The organism is Streptomyces sp. NPDC090442 (assembly GCF_044769405.1).
In the GTDB taxonomy this organism is placed as follows: Bacteria; Actinomycetota; Actinomycetes; order Streptomycetales; family Streptomycetaceae; genus Streptomyces.
The window spans coordinates 16163-36893 of record NZ_JBIVXW010000029.1; the positions used below are offsets into that span (position 1 = coordinate 16163).

Sequence of the window (20731 nt, forward strand, 5' to 3'; positions counted from 1 at the left end):
GTGGGGCGCATGGATGCACTAGTGGGGGCGCGTGTGCGGATGGGGTCCGGGTAGCGGGTAGCCACTTGCGTGACGGGCGGACGGACCGCCCGGCGGACGGCCGCGGAGCACTAGGGGAGCCCTGCGCCGCGGCGCCGCGACCGGTGCACGGACACTGCGCGACACCCCTCCTCGTAGAACAGCCCACCGCGGCGCGGACCTGGGGGCGGCCGCGCTTCGCACGACGACGCACGGGCATCGCGCACATCGCACGTATCCCGGGCATCCACTGCGAAGCACGCCCTCCGGGTTCGTACCGCGCATATCCCGGATGTCTCGGATATCCCAGATATTTACGGGGAATTGATCGCGGGGACGGCGTTCGCCGGTGAACGCGCAGCAGCAGTACAGGGGGTACACACCATGGCCGCCAGGCCACTCGTCGCGCGCCAGCCCAATGAGCGGCTGCAAGCGCTGATTCAGGAAGCCGGCTGTTCCAACGCCGGGTTGGCCCGCCGCGTCAACATGTGCGGCGCGGAGCACGGTCTCGACCTGCGTTACGACAAGACCTCGGTGGCCCGTTGGCTGCGCGGACAGCAGCCGCGCGGCCGTGCACCCGCCATCATCGCCGAGGCGCTGGGGCGCAAGTTGGCCCGCACGGTCACCATCGACGAAATCGGCATGGCCGACGGGAAGAACCTCGCGTCCGGGGTGGGGCTGCAGTTCTCGCCGACCGTCCTAGGGGCCATCGAGCAGGTCTGCGAGCTGTGGCGCAGCGACGTCGGGCGGCGGGACTTCCTCAGCGGGTCCACGGTCGCCGCCTCCGCGCTGGTCGAGCCCAGCCGGGACTGGCTGATCACCGGGGCGGATTCCCAGGTGTCGCGCAACGCCGGTGCCAGAGTGGGCATTTCGGACGTGGCGGCCGTACGGGCGATGACCTCGGCGCTCAGCGAACTGGACCACCGCTTCGGCTCCGGGCACGTCCGGCCCGTCGTCGTGCACTACCTCAACAGCGTGGTCTCCGGGCTGCTGGCGGGGTCGTACCGGGAGGCGGTCGGGCGGGAACTCTTCGCCGCCGTCGCCCGGTTGACGGAACTGGGCGGCTACATGGCCGTCGACACCGGCCAACCGGGCCTGGCACAGCGCTACTACATCCAGGCCCTCCGGCTCGCGCAGGCGGCCGGCGACCGCGGCTACGGCGGCTACGTCCTCGCCGCCAGCATGAGCCATCTGGCCGCCTCGTTGGGCAATCCACGGGAGATCTCGCAGCTCGCGCGGGCCGCCCAGGAGGGCGCGCGGGGCATGGTCACCCCCAGGGCCGAGGCGATGTTCTTCGCCGCGGAGGCGCGCGGGCACGCCCTGATGGGCGACGCCCGGGCCTTCCAGACGGTGGCGGGTCGGGCGGTCTCCGCGATGGAGCGCGCCGAGGCGGCCACCGGCGCCGGCGACGACCCGGTGTGGATCGCCCACTTCGACCCGGCCTACCTGGCGGACGAACTGTCGCACTGCCACCGGGACTTGGGGCAGCCGGCGCCGGCCGCGCAGCGCGCCCAGGAGGCGCTCGACGGGCATCCGGCGGCCCGCGCGCGGCGCCGCGCCATCGGGTTGGTGCTGCTGGCCACCGCCCAGGTGCAGCAGCGGGAGGTCGAGTTGGCCTGCCATACGGGAACGAGGGCGATCGAGTTGCTGAACGGGCTGCGCTCGGACCGTGGTGCGGAATACCTGGAGGACTTCCGGCAGCGTCTGGAGCCGTATCAGGACGAACCCGTCGTAAGGGAATTCGCCGCCCGGATGGAACTGCGCGCCGTCGCGGCGTGAGCAACGCCTCATCAGGCGCGGCGGCGAGCCCTCGCGACGAGGGGCGAAAACGGGCGGAAGGGGGTACCGGTCGAAGGGGGTTCGACCGTGTGCTGCCAGGGGCGGGCCGGGATTCCGGTCCGCCCCCGGTGCGTTCTGCGGGGCCGGCCGCACCGGCCGCCGGCGGCCGGTGCGGTGACCTGGACGCATGTCGAACGTTGCCGCGAACCGGTAGCGTGCAGCCGACGATTCCGTAGGTCTGCACGATGGTAGGAGTCCCGGTGACGCAGAGCGGACAGGGTCACGACCCGCAGGATCCTGCGGCCGGCCCGGCCAGAGAGGGCATAGTGCTGCCCGCCGGCGGCGGCGACGCATGGCCGCCCGACCAGCAGGCCGCGCCGCCCGCCGGGCAGCCGTGGGGCCAGCCCTGGGGGCCCGGCCAGCAGCCGCCCGCACCGCACGGCCCCGGGCAGCCCGGCGCGGCCCCGGGCGGGCCGCAGCCGCACGGTCAGACCCCGTCGTACGGCTACCCGCCCGCGCCCCAGGCGCCCGCCGCGCCGCACCCGCCGCAGTACGGCTTCCCGCCGCCCTCCCCGGGGCCCTCGCCGACGCCGCCCATGCCGGCCGCGCCGCCCCCGATGCCGCCGCAGGCGGGCCCGCCGGCCGCCGGTCCGATGCCGCCCAACGCGTCGGCCGCCGAGGCCACCGCGATCCTCTCCTTCGGCGGCCAGGGAGGGCAGCAGACCGGCCCCTCCGGTGCACTGGTCCGCGCGACCCCGCAGGCCGGCGCCCCGCTGCCGCCCGCGGCCGGCGACGACGCCACCACCCTCCTGCCGCCCGTCGCCGGCGGACCCGGCGCCCCTGGTGGCGCCCCGCTGCCACCCGAGTCGGCCGCCGCGCAACACCGGGACGCGGCCACGCAGATGCTGCGCCCCATCAAGGCGCACCAGGGGCCGCCGCGTTCGGCCCAGCCCATGCCGCAGTCCCAGCCGATGCCCGGCGCCGGTATGGACCAGGCCACGCAGCTGATCCCGCCGATCAGCGGCGCCGGCGGTCCCGTCGGCGCCGGTGCGCTCACCCCGCCGCCCGCCGCGCAGTTCGGCGCCCAACCGGGCGCGGCCGGCGGCCGGTCGACCCCCGCCGAGTTCGACGGCCTGTTCCGCGACGGACCGGCCGCCCCGGCCGCACCCGCCCCCGACGCCACCGCGCAACTGCCGCGCTTCGCCGACGCCGGCCACCCGCCGTACGGCCAACAGCCCGCCCCCGGCGGCCCGTTCGCCCCCGGTGGCGGCCCGGACCAGCACGCCCCCTACGAGGAGGGCGGCGGCGGGCGCCGCAAGATACCCGCGGCCGTCGTCGTCGGCGCCATCGTGGTGGCGCTGGCCGGCGTCGGCCTCGGTGTCGGCTGGGCGCTCAGCGGCGGCAGCGGCGACGACACCGCCCAGAAGAAGCAGCAGGACACCGGCACCAGTACGGCCAAGTCGACGAAGGACGGCGAGACCAAGCCGGCCGACGACCCGGCCGCCGGCCAGGCCAAGGGCCTGGACGCCCTGCTCGCCGACAGCAACAACAGCCGCTCCGCCGTCATCGGCGCCGTACAGAACATCAAGAGCTGCAGCAACCTCGGCGGCGCGGCGGGTGACCTGCGGTCCGCCGCGGGCCAGCGCAACGACCTGGTCAAGCGGCTCCAGCAGCTCCCCGTGGACAAGATCCCCAACAGCGGCGAGCTGACCGCCGCGCTCACCACGGCCTGGAGGTCCTCGGCCGACGCCGACAACCACTACGCGGCCTGGGCCGACAAGGTCGCCGGCAAGGGCGGTTGCGACAAGGGCCACGCCAAGGGCGGCAAGGAAGCCTCCCAGGGGAACGCGTCCAGCGGCACGGCCACCAAGGCCAAGCAGCAGGCCGCCGGTCTGTGGAACCCGATCGCCGAGAAGTACGGCCTCCGGAAGCACGGCCCCGAACAACTGTGAGGTCGGGCCCAGGGCTTGCCCCGTAGGCGGCCGGGCGGGCGTCAGCCGTCGTCGGTGCGCCGCTGCTCCAGCGTCCGGGTCACGTCGACGAACCCCTCCTGGGCGGCGACCAGTTCGCCGTGCCGGACGACCTGGTACGTGACGTCCGCGTTGACGATCCGGGGGAAGTCGGCGACGGCCAGCATGTCGTCGTTGCGCCAGCGCAGGTCGGGCGTCAGGCCGCCGGTGTCGACGGACTGCTCGCCGCGGTCCAGGGCGGATTGCAGCGTGTGCGCGGTGATGTCCGAGACGCCCGAGGCGGCCAACTGCCGGATCACCGCGCTCAGTACGGTGTAGGCGATCCAGGTCGTCTGGACGCCCTGGTCGGCCGGGTCGATGCGGCTGTCGTCGAACGCCTCCTGCTCGATCACCCGGCGCATCGGCAGCCAGCGCGGATCGCTGGGGACCGGGTACCAGCCGGTGACGTCCGCGCCCTCCAACGGGCCGGACTCGCCGCCGCTGCGGTTGACCATCGACTGGTCGACGCTGCCCAACACGGAGCCGACCTGCACCTTGGTGTGGGACTCCTGGAGGCGCCGGAAGGAGTCGAAGAAGGTGTCGGTGTGGTCGCCCAGCGAGGCGGCCACGCAGGAACCGGGCGCCGCGCCGCCGGTGACTGCCGTCCCGTACACCGCGGAGTCCGCGCCCACCGCCTTCAGCGCGGCGGTCACCTCGTCCGTGTAATCGGTGGCGGCCTCGGGCGCCTTGACGTCCAGGGCGCTGCTCCGACCCCCGCTGTTGAGGCCGGCGTTGAGCAGCCCCGGCATCTGGTCGCCCTGGATCGTGTCCGGCCGGACCAGCGCCACCCGCCGGCAGTCGCCCGCCAACTGGCGACCGTTGCCGGCCAGGAGGGCGGCCTGACCGCCGTTGACGGGGTAGGAGAGCGGGCTGGCGAACTCCTCGGCGGAGGCGCCGTACCCGCCGATGTACGGGATGCCCGCCGCTTCGAGCGGCGACATGAACGAGCGCCCCCACTGGCTGTACGAGCCGACGACGGCCACCGCCCCGCCCCGCACCGCGCGCTGGGCGCACCGCGCGGCCTGCGCCGAGTCGTTCTGCTCGTTGCAGGTGAGGACCTTCAGCGGGTGGCCGGCTATCCCGCCGCGGGAGTTGACCCAGCGGGCGTACGCCTGCGCCATCGCCGGCATCCCGGGCAGGTTGGTGGTCTTGGTGCCCTCGGGCGCCCAGGTCATCACCGTGACCGGCTCCCGCTCCCCGGAACCGGGGAGGGAGCCGCAGCCGGACAGCAGCGACGCGATGACCGCCGTGCACGCCGCCGCGGCGGTCGTGGAAGCGCGGAGAGAGGGGCGGGGGGAGGAGCGTCGCCGTCCGGTCATGGCCCCGGAGCCTTCCGCTCCGGCCGGAACGGGTGCGTGACACCGAGGCAACGGATGGTGACGCTGTGGTGAACTCCGGGGGGCCGATCGAGATCAATCGGGAGGAACGTACGATCGCTTGCTGTGCAAGGTTCGGAGAAGTCTTCCCGTCGCGGCCGTCGCTCGACCACCATGGGCGGTATGCCGCTCTCTGACATGCCGTGGTGGCGCTGGCGCAGCAACGTCCGCTCCGCGCTGCACATGCTCTCCGACCCCGTCTTCCAGCAGCACACCTGGCTGGCCGGCCGTCCCGGCTACGGAGACGTCACCGACGCCGTCTACCGGCTCGTCGAGGACACCTGGTTGGACAACTGGTCCGCCGAGAAGTACATCGGCACGATCTTCCGGGACACCCAGGAGGCGCAGTTGGTCGACGCGGCCGTCCTGCGGGTGCTGCGGATCATGCACCAGGTAGGGCCGGACGCCCCGGTCACCGCCTACATGGAGCACGCCGGTTGGCCCGACGCCGTACGGGCCGCCCGCGAGGCGCACGTCCACCTGGCCACCGCGGACGGAGAGGACCCGGCCACCGCCCCGCACTCCCTCGACGCGTTGGCCGCCGCCCAGTCCGGCACGCTGGGGGCCCCGGCGTGACCGGTGTCCCGGCCGTCGCGGTCGGAGCGGCCCCGCGGATGTGCGACCCTATGAGGTCATGAGCGAGTCGCAGCCCACCCAGCCCGGTCCGCGGGACCGGAACGATCAGTACGTCCTCACGCTGTCCTGTCCGGACAAGAAGGGCATCGTGCACGCGGTGTCCAGCTACCTGTTCATGACCGGTTGCAACATCGAGGACAGCCAGCAGTTCGGCGATCGGGACACCGGGCTGTTCTTCATGCGGGTCCACTTCACCGCGGAAGCGCCGGTGGACGTCGACAAGCTGCGGGCCAGCTTCGCGGCGGTGGGCGTCTCCTTCGGGATGGACTGGCAGATTCACCGCGCCGACGAGAAGATGCGCGTGGTGCTGATGGTGTCCAAGTTCGGGCACTGCCTCAACGACCTGCTCTTCCGCTCCCGGATCGGCGCCCTGCCGGTCGAGATCGCGGCCGTGGTCTCCAACCACACCGACTTCGCCGAGCTGGTCGGCTCCTACGGCATCCCGTTCCACCACATCCCCGTCACCCGGGACACCAAGGCCCAGGCCGAGGCCCAGCTCCTGGAGCTGGTGGAGAAGGAGCGCGTCGAGCTGGTGGTGCTCGCCCGCTACATGCAGGTCCTCTCCGACGAGCTGTGCACGGCGCTGGCCGGCCGCATCATCAACATCCACCACTCCTTCCTCCCCAGCTTCAAGGGCGCCCGCCCCTACCACCAGGCCCACGCCCGCGGTGTGAAGCTGATCGGCGCCACCGCGCACTACGTGACCGCGGACCTCGACGAGGGCCCGATCATCGAGCAGGAGGTCGAGCGGGTCGGCCACGACGTCACGCCGGACCAACTCGTGGCGATCGGCCGCGACGTGGAGTGCCAGGCGCTGGCCCGCGCCGTGAAGTGGCACAGCGAGCGCCGGGTGCTGCTCAACGGGCGCCGCACGGTCGTCTTCGCCTGACGCGGACGACACGCGCGCCGGCGCCGCTCACGGCGTAGGCGACGCGCACGACGCAGGTGAGGTGGGCCCCGACGGGCAGCCCGCCTCACCACCGAGCCCCCACCCCAAGCTCCCCTACAGGCGGGACAGCGCCGCCGTCGCGAACAGCACCTCGCGGATCGCCTCGCGCTCGCCGTTCTGCCCCGCCGCGGCCTCCTCCGGCGAGATGTGCCCGGCGGCCAACTGGCAGAACTCGTCGCTGTCCAGGGCGATATGGGCGACGGTGCTCTCGGGCGAGCCGACCGCCGCCGGGGAGTCCAGGGCTATGTACCAGTCCCCGCCGCCGTTGCCCTCGACCTCCAGATGGAGCGTGCGGCCCGGGGCGCCGGCGGCGACCAACTGCCGCGGCGGTGCGGCCAGTCCGGCCTGCCGGCGCTGGGCGAGCGTGGTCGGCAGCAGCCGCGCCGCGAGGTCGACGAGCAGATGCAGATGGCCGGAGGCCGGCGGCTTGTACGGATAGTCCACCGCCTCGGCGATGTCCCCGGCGTGCACCCAGGTCTCGAAGGCGCGGTCCAGGAAGGCGTCGTGCAGCGCGAGGTCGAACTTCCCGTACGGGACGGAGAGTTCGGTGACCCCGGTGCCGGCGAACGAGACCGTTCTGATCAGTGCCTGGCCCTGCTCGCGCCAGGGGTCGTGCGGCGCCCGCGGATCGGGCTGCTCGCCGAGGGTGCGCCAGTACACCTCCGTTCTTCGGCGCGGTCCCGGCTGCTCCGGGGCGTCGGCGCCCAACGGGTCGGGCAGTCCGAGGGCCGCGGCGACCATGCCGTCCACCGCCATCAGGTGCCCGATCACCCCGCCGACGGTGCTGTCGCGCGCCACCGGCTCCCGGCCGTCGAACCAGCGCAGCCGCACCGGAGCCCGCCACTCCGCCTCGCCCATGTCGCGCAGCAGCGCGTCGAGTTTGGCGGCCTCCGCGTCGAACGGGATGGCCCACTCCGGCACCGGGATGCGTGCCGGTCGGCGGCCCAGGCAGCCCGCCAACACCCGCGACCGGAGCAGCGGATCGAGGTCGAGGCTGTCCGCGGGGTGCAGCAGCGCCACCGCGTCGCGCAGCCGCAGGGCCTCCTCGGCGCAGGCGGCGCAGTCCGTCAGGTGCTCCTCGACGGCGGTGGTCTCCTCCGGCGAGCAGGCGGACAGTGCCCAGGCACCCAGCAGGGACTTGAGCACCTTGTGGGACGGGGCGGCCGGCGGTGGCCGGCGCGGGCCGGTGTCGGCGCCGGTCACGGGGTCGTCATCGCTCTCGTACTCCGCAGGGACGTCGTGGGACGGGACGTGGTCCGGGACGGGACCGGGCGTCGGGTGGGGGACGGGCGGCAGCGGGCCGTGGTCCTCCGCGGCGGGGCGCGGCGCCGGTATCCGGGGCCGTTCACCGGGGCCACCGGGGCGCTCGCGGCCGTCCCATTCGTCCGGGCCCCTCACAGCGGCCGCCCATGGCCCGGTGCGGGCGGTGTGGAGCGCGGCGGGCGCGGGGCCTGCGGCCCCCGGGCGGCGGCGCGGCGCATCGGGACCGCGGGCAGCGCCTGGTGGTTGTGGGCGGTGGACAGCAGTTGGAGGCCCAGGCGGAGCCGGCGCCGGGCCTCGTCCTCGGTGACGCCGAGGTCGGCGGCGGTCTGGCGGTAGTCCCGGCGCTGGAAGTACGCCAACTCCAGGGCGTCGCGCAGCGGGGCGGGCATGGAGGTGACGATGTAGTCGGCGCGGGCGGCGGTGGACGCCTCGTGGATCTTCCGCTCCAACTCGTGCTCCGATGCGGCGGATCCGGGCCCGTCCCCGTCGCGGTCGCGCGCCGAGGCGGACTCGGTCTGGCGCAGCCGCTGGACGGCCTGGTGGCGGGTGATCGCGGCCACCCAGGAACGCAGCGAACCCTGCTTGGGGTCATAGGAGTCGGGGTGCTCCCAGATGTAGCCGAACACCTCGCGGGTGATGCGGTCGGCGGCGTCCTCGTCGTCCAGGACGCGGTAGGCGAGGCTGTGCACCAGCGAGGCGAAACGGTCGTAGAGCTCACCGAGCGCGGCGGCCTCGCCGCGGGCGAGCCGCTGCTGCATCCGCCTGTCCCAGCGCGGTGGTGCGTCGTGTGCCATGGGACCCCCATTCCTGCCCCTCGCGGCCGGGCTCACACCTCGGCCGGCGCCGTCGCCGAAAGCCCCCGGACGTGACCTCAGCCTCCACCCGGGGCCCGTGCTCCGCCGGACCCCGTGCCGTCACTCCCGCCCACTGTCGTACCCGTACTCGCCCCTCCGCTCACGAACTGTCGTGCGTCACCCGATCCGGCGGCCCGCCGCATCGGGCGCTTTACGCTCGCCGCGCCCCCGCCGTGACGTTCGCCACGACGCTTGCCGTGCCCACGAATGTAGTGGCCGGGTCTGACAGCGCAGGCGCCTTTGCGGCAAAGCGGCCCGCACAGGCGTTGCGGATGGTAAGGGGGTGATGACGGTGTGGCAGATCCGGGCACACTTCGCGAGCGAAGTGGAACGATGCGGACCGTTCGTGGCCGTATCCACCCATGTGTTACGCGGGTGTGACCGGTTGCGGGCGAAAACCCGCCTTCCCTTGGGCATAGCCTTAGGAGGGGACGGCCTGCCGCGCCACGGAATCGCAAGCGTTTCAGGGGGGAGAGGCCGGGCAGTCGAGCCGGGAAGGGTGAGTTCCGCATGGCAGCCGGGGCGCATCCGGTCCGAAAGCGAGCGAAAGGCTTCGAGCGCGTGTCGTTGAAGGTGGCAGAGGACGAAAAGGGCCCATGGGCGGTGCTCCAGGTTTCCGGCGAGATGGACCTGGTCACGTCGCCGGCGGTGCGGCAGCACGTGCACGACGCGGTGGCCGAGGGCCGGCGCTCCCTCGTCCTCGATCTCTCCGAGGTCCGGTTCTGTGACTCCAGCGGCGTGGGCGTGCTGATCGCCGCCCGCCGCCTGATGCGCTCCTGCCAGGGGCGCCTGCGGCTGATCCTGCCCGCCCAGGGCGCCGTCGACGGCTCCCACGTCAACCGCGTCCTGGCCGCCCTCGGCGTCCGCCGGCTCTTCGAGGTCTACCCGGACCTGCCCACCGCGGTCGACGAGACGGCGGCGCCGCTCTCGGCCTGAGCGGCCCGATGTCGGCTTGAGGGCGGCCTGCTGGAGGGTCGCCGTCGACGCCTGCCCGTCTCCCGCTACCCGCCCGCCGCGCCCTAACGGGCCACCTCCCGCCCCCGGTTGTCGACCGCCCGCCCGATCACCCCACCCCGTACGGGAATTCCGCCCGCACGACGAAGCCGCCCTCGGCCGTGGGGTGCGCCTCCAGCGTGCCGCCGAGGCTCTGCGCGCGTTCGCGGAGCCCCACCAGCCCGTGCCCGCCGCCCGGGAGCGCGGGGACCGGCGCCGCCGCGTCCGCCGGCCCGTTGCGGATCTCCACCCGCAACCCTTCCCGCGCCCGCGCCGCCGCACCCACGTCGTCCGGTGCCGTCAGCTCCACCGCGTCGACCCGGACCCGCACCCGCGCCCCCGGGGCGTGCTTGCGGACGTTGGTGAGCGCCTCCTGGACGGTGCGGAAGGCGGCCCGCTCGACCGTCCGGGCGCCGCGCGGACGGCCCGCGTCCGCCCCGACCGGAGCCGCCTCCTCCGGGGCCCCGTCCGCCGCGCACAGCCCCTCGTACGTCACGTCCAGCGCGCTCATCTCGATCAGCCGCGGCAGCTCGTCGAGGTCCGGCTGCGGCGCCAGTTCGGCGGTCTCCCGGGCGTCGCCGCCGGCCGCCCGCAGCACGCCGACCATGTGCCGCAGCTCCTCCAACGTGCGCACGGACAGCTCCCGGATGGTCCGGGCCCCGCTGCGCGCCGCCTCGTCCGCCGTGCTGACCTGCACGGCGCCGGCCTGGAGGCTGATCAGGCTGACCTGGTGGGCCACCACGTCGTGCATCTCGCGGGCCAGCCGGGCCCGTTCGGTGGCCTTCACCCGCTCCGCCAGCAACCGGTCCTCGCGGCGTAGGCTGCGGGTCAAGTCGTCGACCCGGGAGGCGAGTTCGCGGCGGGTCCGGACCAGGAGGCCGAGCGCGATCGGGGCCGCGGAGGTCACGCAGGCGTCGATCAGGACCAGGGTGTTCTCCCGGTACGCGGTCGGTTCGAAGTCCGAGATCGGGTACGGCAGGAAGTGCGCGGCGACCAGCAGCAGCGCGCAGACGCCGAGCCGGGTCCGGCCGGGCCGCAGCGCGGCCAGGGTGTAGAGGGCGATCATCGGCGCGAACCAGATGTAGCCGATGTAGAGCCCCGGGAGGGTCACCAGGAACACCAGCAGCGGCCAGCGGCGCCGCAGCAGCAGGGCGGTCGCCGCGACCACCGAGACGGCCAGCTCCAGGGCCATCTCCAGGCCGTTGACGAGCAGCGCGTCGGCGATCGCCAGCAGCACCGGCACCAGTACGGGACCGATCCGGCGCAACCGCCGTCCCAACGGGCCACGGGCGAGCCGGCGGACGGGATGGCGGGCGGGTCGGCGGCCGGTGCCCGGGTCCCCAACGGGCACCGGGCCTGTCCCCGTTGCCCGCCCCTTCCCGAGGTCCCGTCTTCCCCCGGGCTTCCGGCCGGATATCACCACGTCCCCCGGGGGACGCCGGCCACCAGGCCCGCCCGGTCGGCGACGATAGCCGCCTGGACGCGGTTGATTCCGCCCAATTTGGCCAGCAATGCCCGGACATGGTCCTTGACCGTGCTGGGCGCCAGCCCCATCCGCTCCGCGATCTGCGCATTGCCCAGGCCCTCGCCCAGCAGCGCCAGCACCTGCGACTCGCGCGGCGTCAGCCCGCTCACCGCCCGGGCCGCGGCCGCCTGGTCCTCGGCGGTCAGATAGCCGCCGATCACCGCCCGGGTCACCCCGGGGTCCAGCACGCTGCCGCCGGCCGCCAGCGTCCGCACCGCCCGCACCAGTTGCTCGGGGTCGGAGTCCTTGAGCAGGAAGCCCGCCGCGCCCTCCCGCAGTGCGGCCGTCAGGTACTCCTGGGCGTCGAAGGTGGTGAGCATCGCCACGGTGGGCGGCTCCGGGGCGGCCCGCAGCTCCCGGAGCACGGTCAGGCCGTCCACGTCCGGCATCCGGATGTCGAGCAGGACGACCTCGGCCGCGCAGCTCAGCACGGTCTCCACGGCCTCCGCGCCGCCGCAGTCCGCGACCATCTCGATGTCCGGGGCGGTCCCCAGGATCATCCGCAGTCCGGACCTGACGAGCCGTTCGTCGTCCACCACAGCGACACGGATCACCGGCCGCCCCTTTCTTCCACGCATCGTTCGAGCCCCGGAACCGCCCGGCGCTGCGCGACTCCGTCCCCGCCTCCGGGTCCCCCTCAGGAGGGCCCCGCACCCCCGCCGACCGGCGGGGGTCCTCGCCCGACCTGCGGACGATGGCGCGGGGCGGACCCCGCGGGCAGAGTGGTTCTCATGCTGCACCACTGAAGAGGCCACAAGCCCGGGACGCGTTGCAGCTCACATCGACGGCCGCCGCGGCCCCCACACGCGACGGACGTCCCGGCGTGCGGGGGCGGGCCCGGAGGGGACCTTCCTCAACCCCGGTCACGGGGTCCACGAGGCCCCGTCGCCGCCGCCCCCGCTGCCGTCGCCCCCGAACGCCGCGGGCTCCGCCTCGTCACCGCCGTCGCCGGCCCCGGACGCCCCCTCGGCATCTCCCGCCTCCTCCGCCGCGTCCTCGGCATCCGTCGACTGCCGGTACTGGGCCAGCCGTTCGCCCCGGCTCTCCGCGATCCATACGGCGTCCCGTAGGGCGGCGAGCAACTGCGCGGCCAGGAAGCGGAGCTGTCCGGCGTCGGCCGACGGGTCGTCGATGAGGGGCTCGGCGTGGTCCAGCAGCCCGAGGCTCATGGCCAGTTGGAGCGCCTCGATCCGGTCCACGTGCCGGGAGACGGGGCCGTCGCCGGCGAGGTCGGTGAGGAGGTAGCAGGGCTGGTCGTCGGCGCCGACCCAGGGGAGCAGCCGGCCAACGGTACGGGCGGGGCGGACAGTTTCGGCAGTTCGGGCATTCCGGTCGGAACGGTGCGGCACGTCAGCCTGCTTTCTTGGGGTGAGCGTGACCGGGCCGGCGCGGCCCGGGGCCGTCGTCTTCGACGCGCCCGCCACGCTAGGCGGGCGCGGTTCGCCCGGACAGTGACGCCCTGTGCCACTTTGCATGCCGGGTAGGACGCCGTGCCCTACCCGCCCTCTGGGGAGGCGGTGCGCTACGCGTCGAGGTCCAGCCGATCGGCGAGTGCCGTCAACGGAGAGGCCCGGCGCCTTTCCCGGCCGCGGAGTTCGGACACCAGGCGCAGGCTGGTGGAGTGGTACCGCATCCATTCCGGGGCGATGCGCTCGGCGGTGAGCAGGGCCGTCACCGCCCCGTCGTCCTGATCCAGGTCGGCGTGGGCCAGGGCGCGGTCGACATGGAACCGCGCCCGCCACGTGGGCGGCAGCGCCTGCAGTTCCGGCACGGTGCGCGCGGTGCGCAGGGCCTCCGCGCTGTCTTCCATCTCCACAAGGAAGTTGACCTTCGCCACCCCCATGTTGGTGGGTCCGAACGGCGTCGCATAGTCGAGCCGGTCCGTGCCGAGCCGGGCCGCCGCCGCGCCCGCCAGGTTGAGCAGGTCGTGGACGGTGTCCCGGCGTTCCGAGCGGACCGCCGCCGTCGCCGCGCGGAGCAGCAGGATGCCCCACAGCGCCAGTTCGAGCGGTGCGGAGCGGAAGCCGGGTTCGATCCGCTCGGCCGCCCTGAGCGCGACGCGTTCGGCGTCCGCCAACCGCCCCTGTTTGGTCAGGACCCAGGCGAGGCTGGAGAGGCCGACGGTCTCCAGATGGGGGTCGTCCCCCTTGGCGGCCGCCGTCCTGGCGCGTTCGAGCGCGGTGAACGCGGCGTCCTCCTTGCCCAACGCCGCCAGTGTCGTCGCGGCGACCTGGTACGCCTCGGCCAGCACGGAATGGGCCGCGGCGGCCCGGCACCCGGTGGAGGCGTGTGCGGTCGCCTTGGCGTCGTTGATCAACTGCGGCAGCAGGGCGCCGATTTCGGCCATCCGGCCCTCCCTGCGGATGCGCTCCGTCGAGCGCAGTGCCGTCTGCAGCGCCGCGATGTCCGGCGGGTCCTCGGGATCGGGGTCCTCGCCGAGGAGCTCGGACACCGGGGCGACGGCCTGGCGCAGCGCCAGGACGGACGGCTGCTCGCCATCCCCGCGGACCTCGAAGGTCGTCGGCTTGCCGACGAGCGCGGACGGCTCCACGTCCAGCGCTCTGGCAAGGGAGTTGAGCGTGCTCAGCCGGGCCGTCCGGCGCGCGCCCTGCTCCAACTTGCGTACGACGTCGACGGACAGCCCGGCCCGTTCGGCGAGCCCTTCCTGCGTCAGTCTGCGCCGGGCGCGCAGTCGGGCGATGCGGTCCCCGATGCCGGGCTCCTCGTGGAACAACTCCATGGCCACTCCCGCCAGACGGACGTAGCGACCACGCTACGCCTGCGGGCGCGGGGGTGTTGCGCCAGCGATTGGAGCCGCCCGTCGGACTACCCCTCCCCGCCCGCCGTCCCCGCCCCGTCGACGACGCCCTCGCCCCGTTCCAGGCCGTGTCCCATCGCCAGCACCAGCACCGACGTCATCGCGGCCAGGCCGAACGCCGTGGTGGCCATGTAGAGCGCGCCGTCGGGGGTGGCGAAGGACTGGTTGAAGAAGTCGGTGACGGTCAGCCAGACCACCGTGCGGACGGTGAGGTAGAGCTCGACCGCGGCGAAGACGAGCAGCGCGCCGCGGACGTCGTGGCGGGCGCGGCAGGCCAGCACGCCCAGCACGAGGAAGCCCAGCACCGAGCCGAGGGTGGTGAATTCGCTGGAGGTGGCCAGATTGAGGGTGCCCAGGACCGAGCCGTCCACCGCCCCGCGGAGGTAGCGGCGGGCGGCCTCCACCCCGGCGGACGTCAGGTCGTACGCGGTCCAGGAGAGCCGGGCCACGCCCATGACCAGGAAGAGGGCGCCGCAGATGCGCGCGAGCCGACGGTCCCGGCGGCAGGGGGAGGGGGCCGGGGCGTCCGGCGTGGCCAGGAGGGTCGAGGTAACCGGGGCGGCCCCCTCGGCCCGGGGGCGGCGCCAACGCCCCGCCACGGACCGCGTCTTCGCCGCCTCCGCCGTCTCCTTCGCCGGGAACATCTTCGTCAGGACGACCACCGCGACCACCAGTCCCAGCGCCCGGGTGGCAAGCGCCCAGCCGCCGAGCGGATCGGTGGCGTACTGGTCCCGGTAGGCGGCGTCGGAGAGGCCGACCACCTCCCGCAGCGTGACGGCCAGCAGGAAGAACCCGCAGAACAGGGCGGCGCTGCGGGCCGGCCGGCGGTGCGCGACGGCCAGGCCGGCGGTCGCGAGGAACGCCGCGGCGAAGGCCCACTCGTAGGGGCCGACCAACTGGGACGCGGGGGCGGCGCCAGGATTGAACAGCCCCTCGACGAAGTCCCAGACCGAACCGTCCCCTTGGACGATGCCGTACACCGTCCAGGCGGCGAGCGCGACGGCGTAGAGGGCGAGGGAGAACGCGGTGGTGTGGTACGCGGCGTGGTGCCGGGGTGCGGCGCGGGTCGGATCCCCGCCCGGACGGACGTCCAGTGCGTCGCCGTCCCGCATGACCATGCCCGATCCCCGTTCCCGTGCCGCCCGTTGTCGTACCGGCGTCGCCGCCGTAGCCGCCGCCTCACTGTGTCAAGGACGGCCGGAAGGGCGGGGGAGGTTCCGCTCCGTGTGTCGCGAGTTGATCAACGTGGGTGGTGGGTTTACGGCGGTGGTGGTGCGATGGCGTGCGGAAAGGGCTAACGGCCTGTAGAGGGCGGGGTGTTGACGCGGGTGGTCGCGCGGCGTTGACGTCGTGGTGGTCACCGGCCGGCTCCGGCCCGCCCGCGACGGACTCCGCGCCGGACGCCGGGAGTTCGTCCCGGGCGGCCGCGCCGGATGCCCGTCCCGGGGCGCGGCCGCCCACCGGCGACCGAGAGCCGCCCGCTCCCGTCCCGCCTCCGGTCCATCCCCCCAGCCCACCCCCCTTGCGGCCAGCAAATACTGGCGCGATGGTGGGCAGGGCGGGAAAACCTGTTACCGCCGGGTACACAAAGCGGTCCCGGACGAATACGCTCGCCCGCATGACGGACTCGCAGGACACCGGAACGGCCACCTCCGACGCGGCACCCCAGGACGCCCCGGCGTCCACGACGCCTCCCGAGGCCCCCACCGCGCCCGGCACGGAGGCCGATCCGGTCGCGCCCGCCGCGCCCCACAAGGACGGCAACCCGGTCGCCGTCGCCGCGCCCGGCACCCGTACCGCCGCGGACGTCGTCCCCCCGGAGGTGGCCGCCCGCCTCACCCGCGCCGTGGTCGGCAGCGGCGCGACCGCCAACCACGCCCCGTTCACCGGCGAGAAGTTGGCGGACCTGCCCGAGTCCACCCCCGAGGACGTGACCACCGCCTTCGAGCGGGCCCGCGCCGCCCAGGAGCGCTGGGCGAGGGTCCCGGTCAGGCAGCGCGCCGCGGTCCTGCTCCGCTTCCACGACCTGGTCCTGCGCCGGCAGGCCGAGGTGCTGGACCTGATCCAGTTGGAGACCGGCAAGGCGCGGCTGCACGCCCACGAGGAGGTGCAGGCGGTCGCCGTCGCCGCCCGCCACTACGGCCGCAAGGCCCCCGCCTACCTCCGCCCCAAGGGCCACACCGGCGTCGTCCCGACCCTGACCAAGGTCACCGAACTCCGGCAGCCGCGCGGCGTGGTGGGGCAGATCGCCCCCTGGAACTACCCCTTCGAGCTCACCGTCGGCGACGCCCTGCCGGCCTTCGTCGCCGGCAACGCCGTGGTGATGAAGCCCGACACCGAGACCGCGCTGACCGCCCTGTGGGCCCGTGAGCAACTGATCGAGGCGGGCCTCCCGGAGGACGTCTGGCAGGTGGTGCTCGGCGAGGGCCCGGTGATCGGCCCGGAGGTCGTCCGGCACGCCGACTACGTCTCGTTCACCGGCTCCACCCGCACCGGCCGCGAGGTCGCCCAGGGCGCCGCCGCCCGGCTCGTCGGCGTCTCCCTCGAACTCGGCGGCAAGAACGCCATGTTGGTGCTGCGCGACGCCGACGTGGACAAGGCCGCCGCCGGCGCCGTCCGCGGCTGCTTCTCCTCCGCGGGCCAGTTGTGCATCTCCATCGAGCGGCTCTACGTCCACGAGTCGGTCGCCGATGCGTTCGTCGAGCGGTTCGTGGCCCGCACCAAGGCGATGCGGCTGGGCAACGCCCTCGCCTACGGCGCCGACATGGGCTCGCTGGTCGGCCCGCGCCAGTTGGAGACCGTCACCCGGCACGTCGAGGAGGCGGTGGCCAAGGGCGCCCGGGTGCTCGCCGGCGGCCGCCCCCGCCCCGACATCGGCCCGCTCTTCTACGAGCCGACCATCCTGGACGGCGTCGAGACACCGATGGCCGTCTGCGGCGAGGAGACCTTCGGCCCGGTCGTGTCGGTCTACCGCTTCCGCGACGAGGACGAGGCGGTGGCCCGCGCCAACGCCACGCCCTACGGCCTGAATTCCAGCGTCTGGACCAAGGACGGCCGGCGCGGCCGGGCGCTCGCGGCACGGCTGCGCACCGGCACCGTCAACGTCAACGAGTCCTACGCGGCCGGCTACGGCAGCGTGCAGTCGCCGATGGGCGGCATGGGCGACTCGGGCCTGGGCCGCCGACACGGCTCCGAGGGCATCCTCAAGTACACCGAGGCACAGACCGTCGCCCAGCAACGCCTGATGCCCATGGCCCCGGCCTTCGGCATGAACGACGAGAAGTACGCCGCCTTCATGACCCTCAGCCTGCGCGCGATGAAGGCCCTCCGCCTTCGCTGAACCGAACGATGCGTCCCGCAACATCTCAGCCCCGCCGCGCCTGCGGAGCAGGGCCGGCGGCGGAGCCCGGAAACCAGCCCCTCCGGCGTGGCGGGAGCGGGGTCCGGGGCGGAGCCCCGAAGACGGACACGGAGGTACCGGTGCCACAGGACAACGCTTCCCCCCACCAAGCCCCGAACGGCGAGTTCGCCGCCACCGGGCAGACCCCCGACGACCACGCATACGACTACGACGTCATCGTCGTCGGCTCCGGCTTCGGCGGCTCCGTCTCCGCCCTCCGTCTGACCGAGAAGGGCTACCGCGTCGCCGTCCTCGAAGCCGGCCGCCGCTTCACCCGCGAGACCCTGCCGAAGAACTCCTGGGACCTGAAGAACTACCTGTGGGCCCCCGCCCTCGGCCTCTACGGCATCCAGCGCATCCACCTCCTGGGCAACGTGATGGTGCTGGCCGGCGCCGGCGTCGGCGGCGGCTCGCTGAACTACGCCAACACCCTCTACGTCCCCCCGAAGGCGTTCTTCGACGACCCCCAGTGGCGCGACATCACCGACTGGCAGCGGGAGTTGGACCCGTACTACGACCAGGCCCGGCGGATGCTCGGGGTGCGGCTCAATCCGACCATGACCCCCTCCGACGTCCATCTGAAGGCGACCGCCCGGGAGATGGGCGTCGGCGACTCCTTCCACATGGCGCCGGTCGGGGTGTTCTTCGGCGACGGCGCGGACGCCGACGGCACGACCAGGGCGAAGCCGGGCGCGGAGGTCCCCGACCCGTACTTCGGTGGCGCGGGCCCGTCCCGCCGGGCGTGCACCGAGTGCGGCGAGTGCATGACCGGCTGCCGGCACGGCGCCAAGAACACCCTCAACGAGAACTATCTCCACCTCGCCGAGCGGGCCGGCGCGGTGATCCACCCGATGACCTCGGTCGTCGCCGTCACCGAGGACTCCCGCGGCGGCTTCGCGGTCAAGACGCTGCCCACCGACAACAAGAAGGGCCGACGGGGAGGTGCGGCGCGGGGTGGTGGCCGGGCGACGGGCGGGCGGACGTTCACCGCCCGCCGGGTGGTCCTCGCCGCCGGCACCTACGGCACCCAGACGCTGCTGCACCGCATGAAGGACAGCCGGCAGCTGCCGTACCTCTCCGACCGCCTCGGCACGCTGACCCGCACCAACTCCGAGGCCCTGGTGGGCGCCCAGACCACCGACCGCCGCTACCGGAAGCAACACGGGGCCGGCCGCGCCGACTTCACCAAGGGCGTCGCGATCACCTCGTCCATCCATCCCAACGAGAACACCCACATCGAGCCGGTCCGCTACGGCAAGGGCTCCAACTCCATGGGGAGTCTGACGCTCCTCCAGGTGCCGTACCGACCGGCCGGGCGGGTCCGGGGTTGGGTCGGCAACATGGTCCGCCACCCGATGCTGGCGGTCCGCTCGCTCTCCAACCGCCGCTGGTCCGAGCGCAGCATCATCGGCCTGGTGATGCAGTCCCTGGACAACTCCCTGACCACGTACCGGAAACCGGGCGGCCTGGGGAAGGGCCTGCTCACCGCCCGGCAGGGCCACGGCGCCCCCAACCCCAACCAGATCCCCGAGGCCACCGAGGCCGCCACCCTGCTCGCCCGCGAGATCAACGGCTTCCCGGGCAGCAACGTCGGCGAGTTGATGGGCACCCCGCTCACCGCGCACTTCCTCGGCGGCTGCCCGATCGGTGCGGACGCCGACCACGGTGTCATCGACCCCTACCACCGCCTCTACGGCCACCCGGGCATCTCGGTCGTCGACGGCGCCGCGGTCTCCGCCAACCTCGGCGTCAACCCGTCCCTGACCATCACCGCCCAGGCCGAGCGCGCTATGTCCCTGTGGCCCAACAAGGGCGAGGCGGACCCGCGCCCGGCCCCGGGGCGGCCGTACGAGCGGGTGGCGCCGGTCGAGCCGGTCCGCCCGGCCGTGCCCCGCGCGGCCTTCGGCGCGCTCAACCTGCCGTTCCTGCCGGTCCCTTCGGTCCCGCCGAAGAAGCCGTAGCGCCCACCCGGCACGGCGAAGGGCCCCGCGAACTCCTCCGCGGGGGGATGCGGAGGCCACGGGGCCCTTGGCGTTCGGTGCCGACGTCAGGGCAGCGCCGGCACCGACAGGCGGCGCTGGGGGGGGGGGTAGCGCCGCTGGCTCATCAAGAGGGGTGCGGTGGTGCGGTGTTGCGGAGTGGTGCGCATGCGGTGCGAGACGTGGTGGGGAAGTGGTGCGCGGGACCGCTCGGCAACTGGTGTGGACCAATGGCGTGCGCGGCAAAGGTCCGTACCGGAAGCGGTCTGTGGTGCGTCAAGCATCGTCCTGGATGCGCCTCACCTGGCGCAACCGTTTCGGCGGGATGCGGTCGGTCCCGGGCGTCCCCAGGACCGACCACCCCATCGGTGTGACCGGGCTGCTGTCCCCTGCTGACCGGTCACGGACCGGAGCGAGGTCCCACGACGCGGGCCGCTGCCAGCGGCCGACGTCTCATCGCTCCGGTTTTCCGCCCGTGGGGCGGCGTCTACGCGTAGTCCTGCAGGCCACGTCTGGCTGGCGTGGCACCGGGAACAACGAAGCCTCTCCGGGCCCGGTCACGCGCCGTACGGGTGAGTCGGCAACCGAACTCAGTTCCAGCCGGGCCCCCACTCGCATCCCATCCGCACCGGCCGCGCGACCGGCCGGATCCGGCCGCCGGACCGCCGTTGGGCCCGCCCTTCCGGCCCGGCCGTCAGACCCGGCCCCGACACAGCTCCAGCAAGGTCATCGCCAGCGCGGTGCCCGGCCGGCCGAGCTGGTCGCGGTAGTGCGCCAGCACCTCCATCTCGCGGGAGAGGTTCACCCGCCGCCCGCCGGAGGCGATCCGCTCGCGCTGGATGACCGCGGAGACCGCCATCCGTTCCTGGACGAGCCCGATGATCCGGCCGTCGAGGTCGTCGATCCGGCGCCGGGCGTCCTGGATCACACCGGCCGCCTCCGGGGTGTGCGCGCCGGTGTCCGGGGCGGCGGGGGTGGTCGTCGGTCGCGCGGTGTCGCTGCTGGTGCTCATGTCCGTTCCTCCTGGGGTCCTGGCCCCGGGAGCCGCGGGATCCGGCACCGGTCCCGGACAGACAACAGGCGCCCCGGACCGTGGTCGGCCCGGGGCGCCTGGGGAAGTCGCTGTCAGTTG

16 protein-coding genes are annotated in these 20731 nt (G+C 73.9%); 7 read left to right on the top strand and 9 right to left on the bottom strand.

Going from position 1 to position 20731, the window contains the following annotated elements; translation table 11 throughout:
- Positions 1–402: 402 nt before the first annotated feature.
- Both ACIQU6_RS21105 and ACIQU6_RS21110 read left to right on the top strand, forming a co-directional pair.
- A complete protein-coding gene (locus ACIQU6_RS21105; RefSeq protein WP_403483182.1) occupies positions 403–1797 on the top strand; it encodes a transcriptional regulator in 1395 nt (464 codons plus the stop codon).
- A gap of 260 nt (positions 1798–2057) precedes the next feature.
- A complete protein-coding gene (locus ACIQU6_RS21110; RefSeq protein WP_403483183.1) occupies positions 2058–3749 on the top strand; it encodes a hypothetical protein in 1692 nt (563 codons plus the stop codon).
- 41 nt (positions 3750–3790) lie between these two features.
- Here the strand turns inward: ACIQU6_RS21110 and ACIQU6_RS21115 are convergent, their stop codons facing one another.
- Entirely contained in the window at positions 3791–5125 is a 1335-nt protein-coding gene (locus ACIQU6_RS21115) for an ABC transporter substrate-binding protein (RefSeq protein ID WP_403483184.1), read from the bottom strand.
- A gap of 171 nt (positions 5126–5296) precedes the next feature.
- Between ACIQU6_RS21115 and ACIQU6_RS21120 the strand changes: the two genes are divergently transcribed.
- Complete coding sequence (locus ACIQU6_RS21120; protein WP_403483252.1) at positions 5297–5758, top strand: hypothetical protein; 462 nt, start codon at positions 5297–5299, stop codon at positions 5756–5758.
- A gap of 58 nt (positions 5759–5816) precedes the next feature.
- Positions 5817–6707, top strand: a complete 891-nt coding sequence (gene purU / locus ACIQU6_RS21125; protein ID WP_403483185.1) for a formyltetrahydrofolate deformylase — start codon at positions 5817–5819, stop codon at positions 6705–6707.
- A gap of 114 nt (positions 6708–6821) precedes the next feature.
- Here the strand turns inward: purU and ACIQU6_RS21130 are convergent, their stop codons facing one another.
- Both ACIQU6_RS21130 and ACIQU6_RS21135 read right to left on the bottom strand, forming a co-directional pair.
- Positions 6822–8165 carry a zf-HC2 domain-containing protein gene (locus ACIQU6_RS21130; RefSeq protein WP_403483186.1) on the bottom strand — a complete coding sequence of 448 codons (1344 nt, stop codon included), beginning with the start codon at positions 8163–8165 and terminating at the stop codon, positions 6822–6824.
- Entirely contained in the window at positions 8162–8824 is a 663-nt protein-coding gene (locus tag ACIQU6_RS21135) for a sigma-70 family RNA polymerase sigma factor (protein ID WP_403483187.1), read from the bottom strand. Before ACIQU6_RS21135 ends, ACIQU6_RS21130 begins: the two co-directional genes overlap by 4 nt.
- 621 nt (positions 8825–9445) lie before the next feature.
- Between ACIQU6_RS21135 and ACIQU6_RS21140 the strand changes: the two genes are divergently transcribed.
- On the top strand, positions 9446–9820 hold the full coding sequence (locus tag ACIQU6_RS21140) for an STAS domain-containing protein (protein WP_403483188.1): 375 nt from the start codon (positions 9446–9448) through the stop codon (positions 9818–9820).
- Between the two features lie 127 nt (positions 9821–9947).
- On the opposite strand, the gene ACIQU6_RS21145 is transcribed toward ACIQU6_RS21140, so the two are convergent.
- The 5 genes from ACIQU6_RS21145 to ACIQU6_RS21165 form a co-directional block, all read right to left on the bottom strand.
- Complete coding sequence (locus ACIQU6_RS21145) at positions 9948–11144, bottom strand: sensor histidine kinase (protein ID WP_403483253.1); 1197 nt, start codon at positions 11142–11144, stop codon at positions 9948–9950.
- 149 nt (positions 11145–11293) lie between these two features.
- Positions 11294–11956, bottom strand: a complete 663-nt coding sequence (locus ACIQU6_RS21150) for a response regulator (protein ID WP_403483189.1) — start codon at positions 11954–11956, stop codon at positions 11294–11296.
- A 309-nt stretch (positions 11957–12265) separates the two neighbouring features.
- Complete coding sequence (locus ACIQU6_RS21155) at positions 12266–12751, bottom strand: hypothetical protein (protein WP_403483190.1); 486 nt, start codon at positions 12749–12751, stop codon at positions 12266–12268.
- Between the two features lie 173 nt (positions 12752–12924).
- A complete protein-coding gene (locus tag ACIQU6_RS21160) occupies positions 12925–14142 on the bottom strand; it encodes a helix-turn-helix domain-containing protein (RefSeq protein ID WP_403483191.1) in 1218 nt (405 codons plus the stop codon).
- Between the two features lie 86 nt (positions 14143–14228).
- Positions 14229–15338 carry a hypothetical protein gene (locus tag ACIQU6_RS21165; RefSeq protein ID WP_403483192.1) on the bottom strand — a complete coding sequence of 370 codons (1110 nt, stop codon included), beginning with the start codon at positions 15336–15338 and terminating at the stop codon, positions 14229–14231.
- Between the two features lie 500 nt (positions 15339–15838).
- Here ACIQU6_RS21165 and ACIQU6_RS21170 point away from each other — a divergent pair, with 500 nt between their 5' ends.
- Positions 15839–17560, top strand: coding sequence for a succinic semialdehyde dehydrogenase (locus ACIQU6_RS21170; RefSeq protein WP_403483193.1), 1722 nt, complete (start codon positions 15839–15841; stop codon positions 17558–17560).
- 140 nt (positions 17561–17700) lie between these two features.
- Positions 17701–19581: a GMC oxidoreductase gene (locus ACIQU6_RS21175; protein ID WP_403483194.1), complete on the top strand. Its 1881-nt coding sequence runs from the start codon at positions 17701–17703 to the stop codon at positions 19579–19581.
- Positions 19582–20293: 712 nt separating this feature from the next.
- On the opposite strand, the gene ACIQU6_RS21180 is transcribed toward ACIQU6_RS21175, so the two are convergent.
- A complete protein-coding gene (locus ACIQU6_RS21180) occupies positions 20294–20611 on the bottom strand; it encodes a chorismate mutase (protein WP_403483195.1) in 318 nt (105 codons plus the stop codon).
- Between the last annotated feature and the right edge of the window lie 120 nt (positions 20612–20731).

What these genes read in the sequence shown, in the direction of transcription:
- ACIQU6_RS21165 (WP_403483192.1), bottom strand. Translation starts at nt 15,338, where the DNA reads ATGGTCATGCGGGACGGCGACGCACTGGACGTCCGTCCGGGCGGGGAT.
- ACIQU6_RS21105 (WP_403483182.1), top strand. Translation starts at nt 403, where the DNA reads ATGGCCGCCAGGCCACTCGTCGCGCGCCAGCCCAATGAGCGGCTGCAA.
- ACIQU6_RS21180 (WP_403483195.1), bottom strand. Translation starts at nt 20,611, where the DNA reads ATGAGCACCAGCAGCGACACCGCGCGACCGACGACCACCCCCGCCGCC.
- ACIQU6_RS21170 (WP_403483193.1), top strand. Translation starts at nt 15,839, where the DNA reads ATGACGGACTCGCAGGACACCGGAACGGCCACCTCCGACGCGGCACCC.
- ACIQU6_RS21120 (WP_403483252.1), top strand. Translation starts at nt 5,297, where the DNA reads ATGGGCGGTATGCCGCTCTCTGACATGCCGTGGTGGCGCTGGCGCAGC.
- ACIQU6_RS21160 (WP_403483191.1), bottom strand. Translation starts at nt 14,142, where the DNA reads ATGGAGTTGTTCCACGAGGAGCCCGGCATCGGGGACCGCATCGCCCGA.
- ACIQU6_RS21135 (WP_403483187.1), bottom strand. Translation starts at nt 8,824, where the DNA reads ATGGCACACGACGCACCACCGCGCTGGGACAGGCGGATGCAGCAGCGG.
- ACIQU6_RS21115 (WP_403483184.1), bottom strand. Translation starts at nt 5,125, where the DNA reads ATGACCGGACGGCGACGCTCCTCCCCCCGCCCCTCTCTCCGCGCTTCC.
- purU (WP_403483185.1), top strand. Translation starts at nt 5,817, where the DNA reads ATGAGCGAGTCGCAGCCCACCCAGCCCGGTCCGCGGGACCGGAACGAT.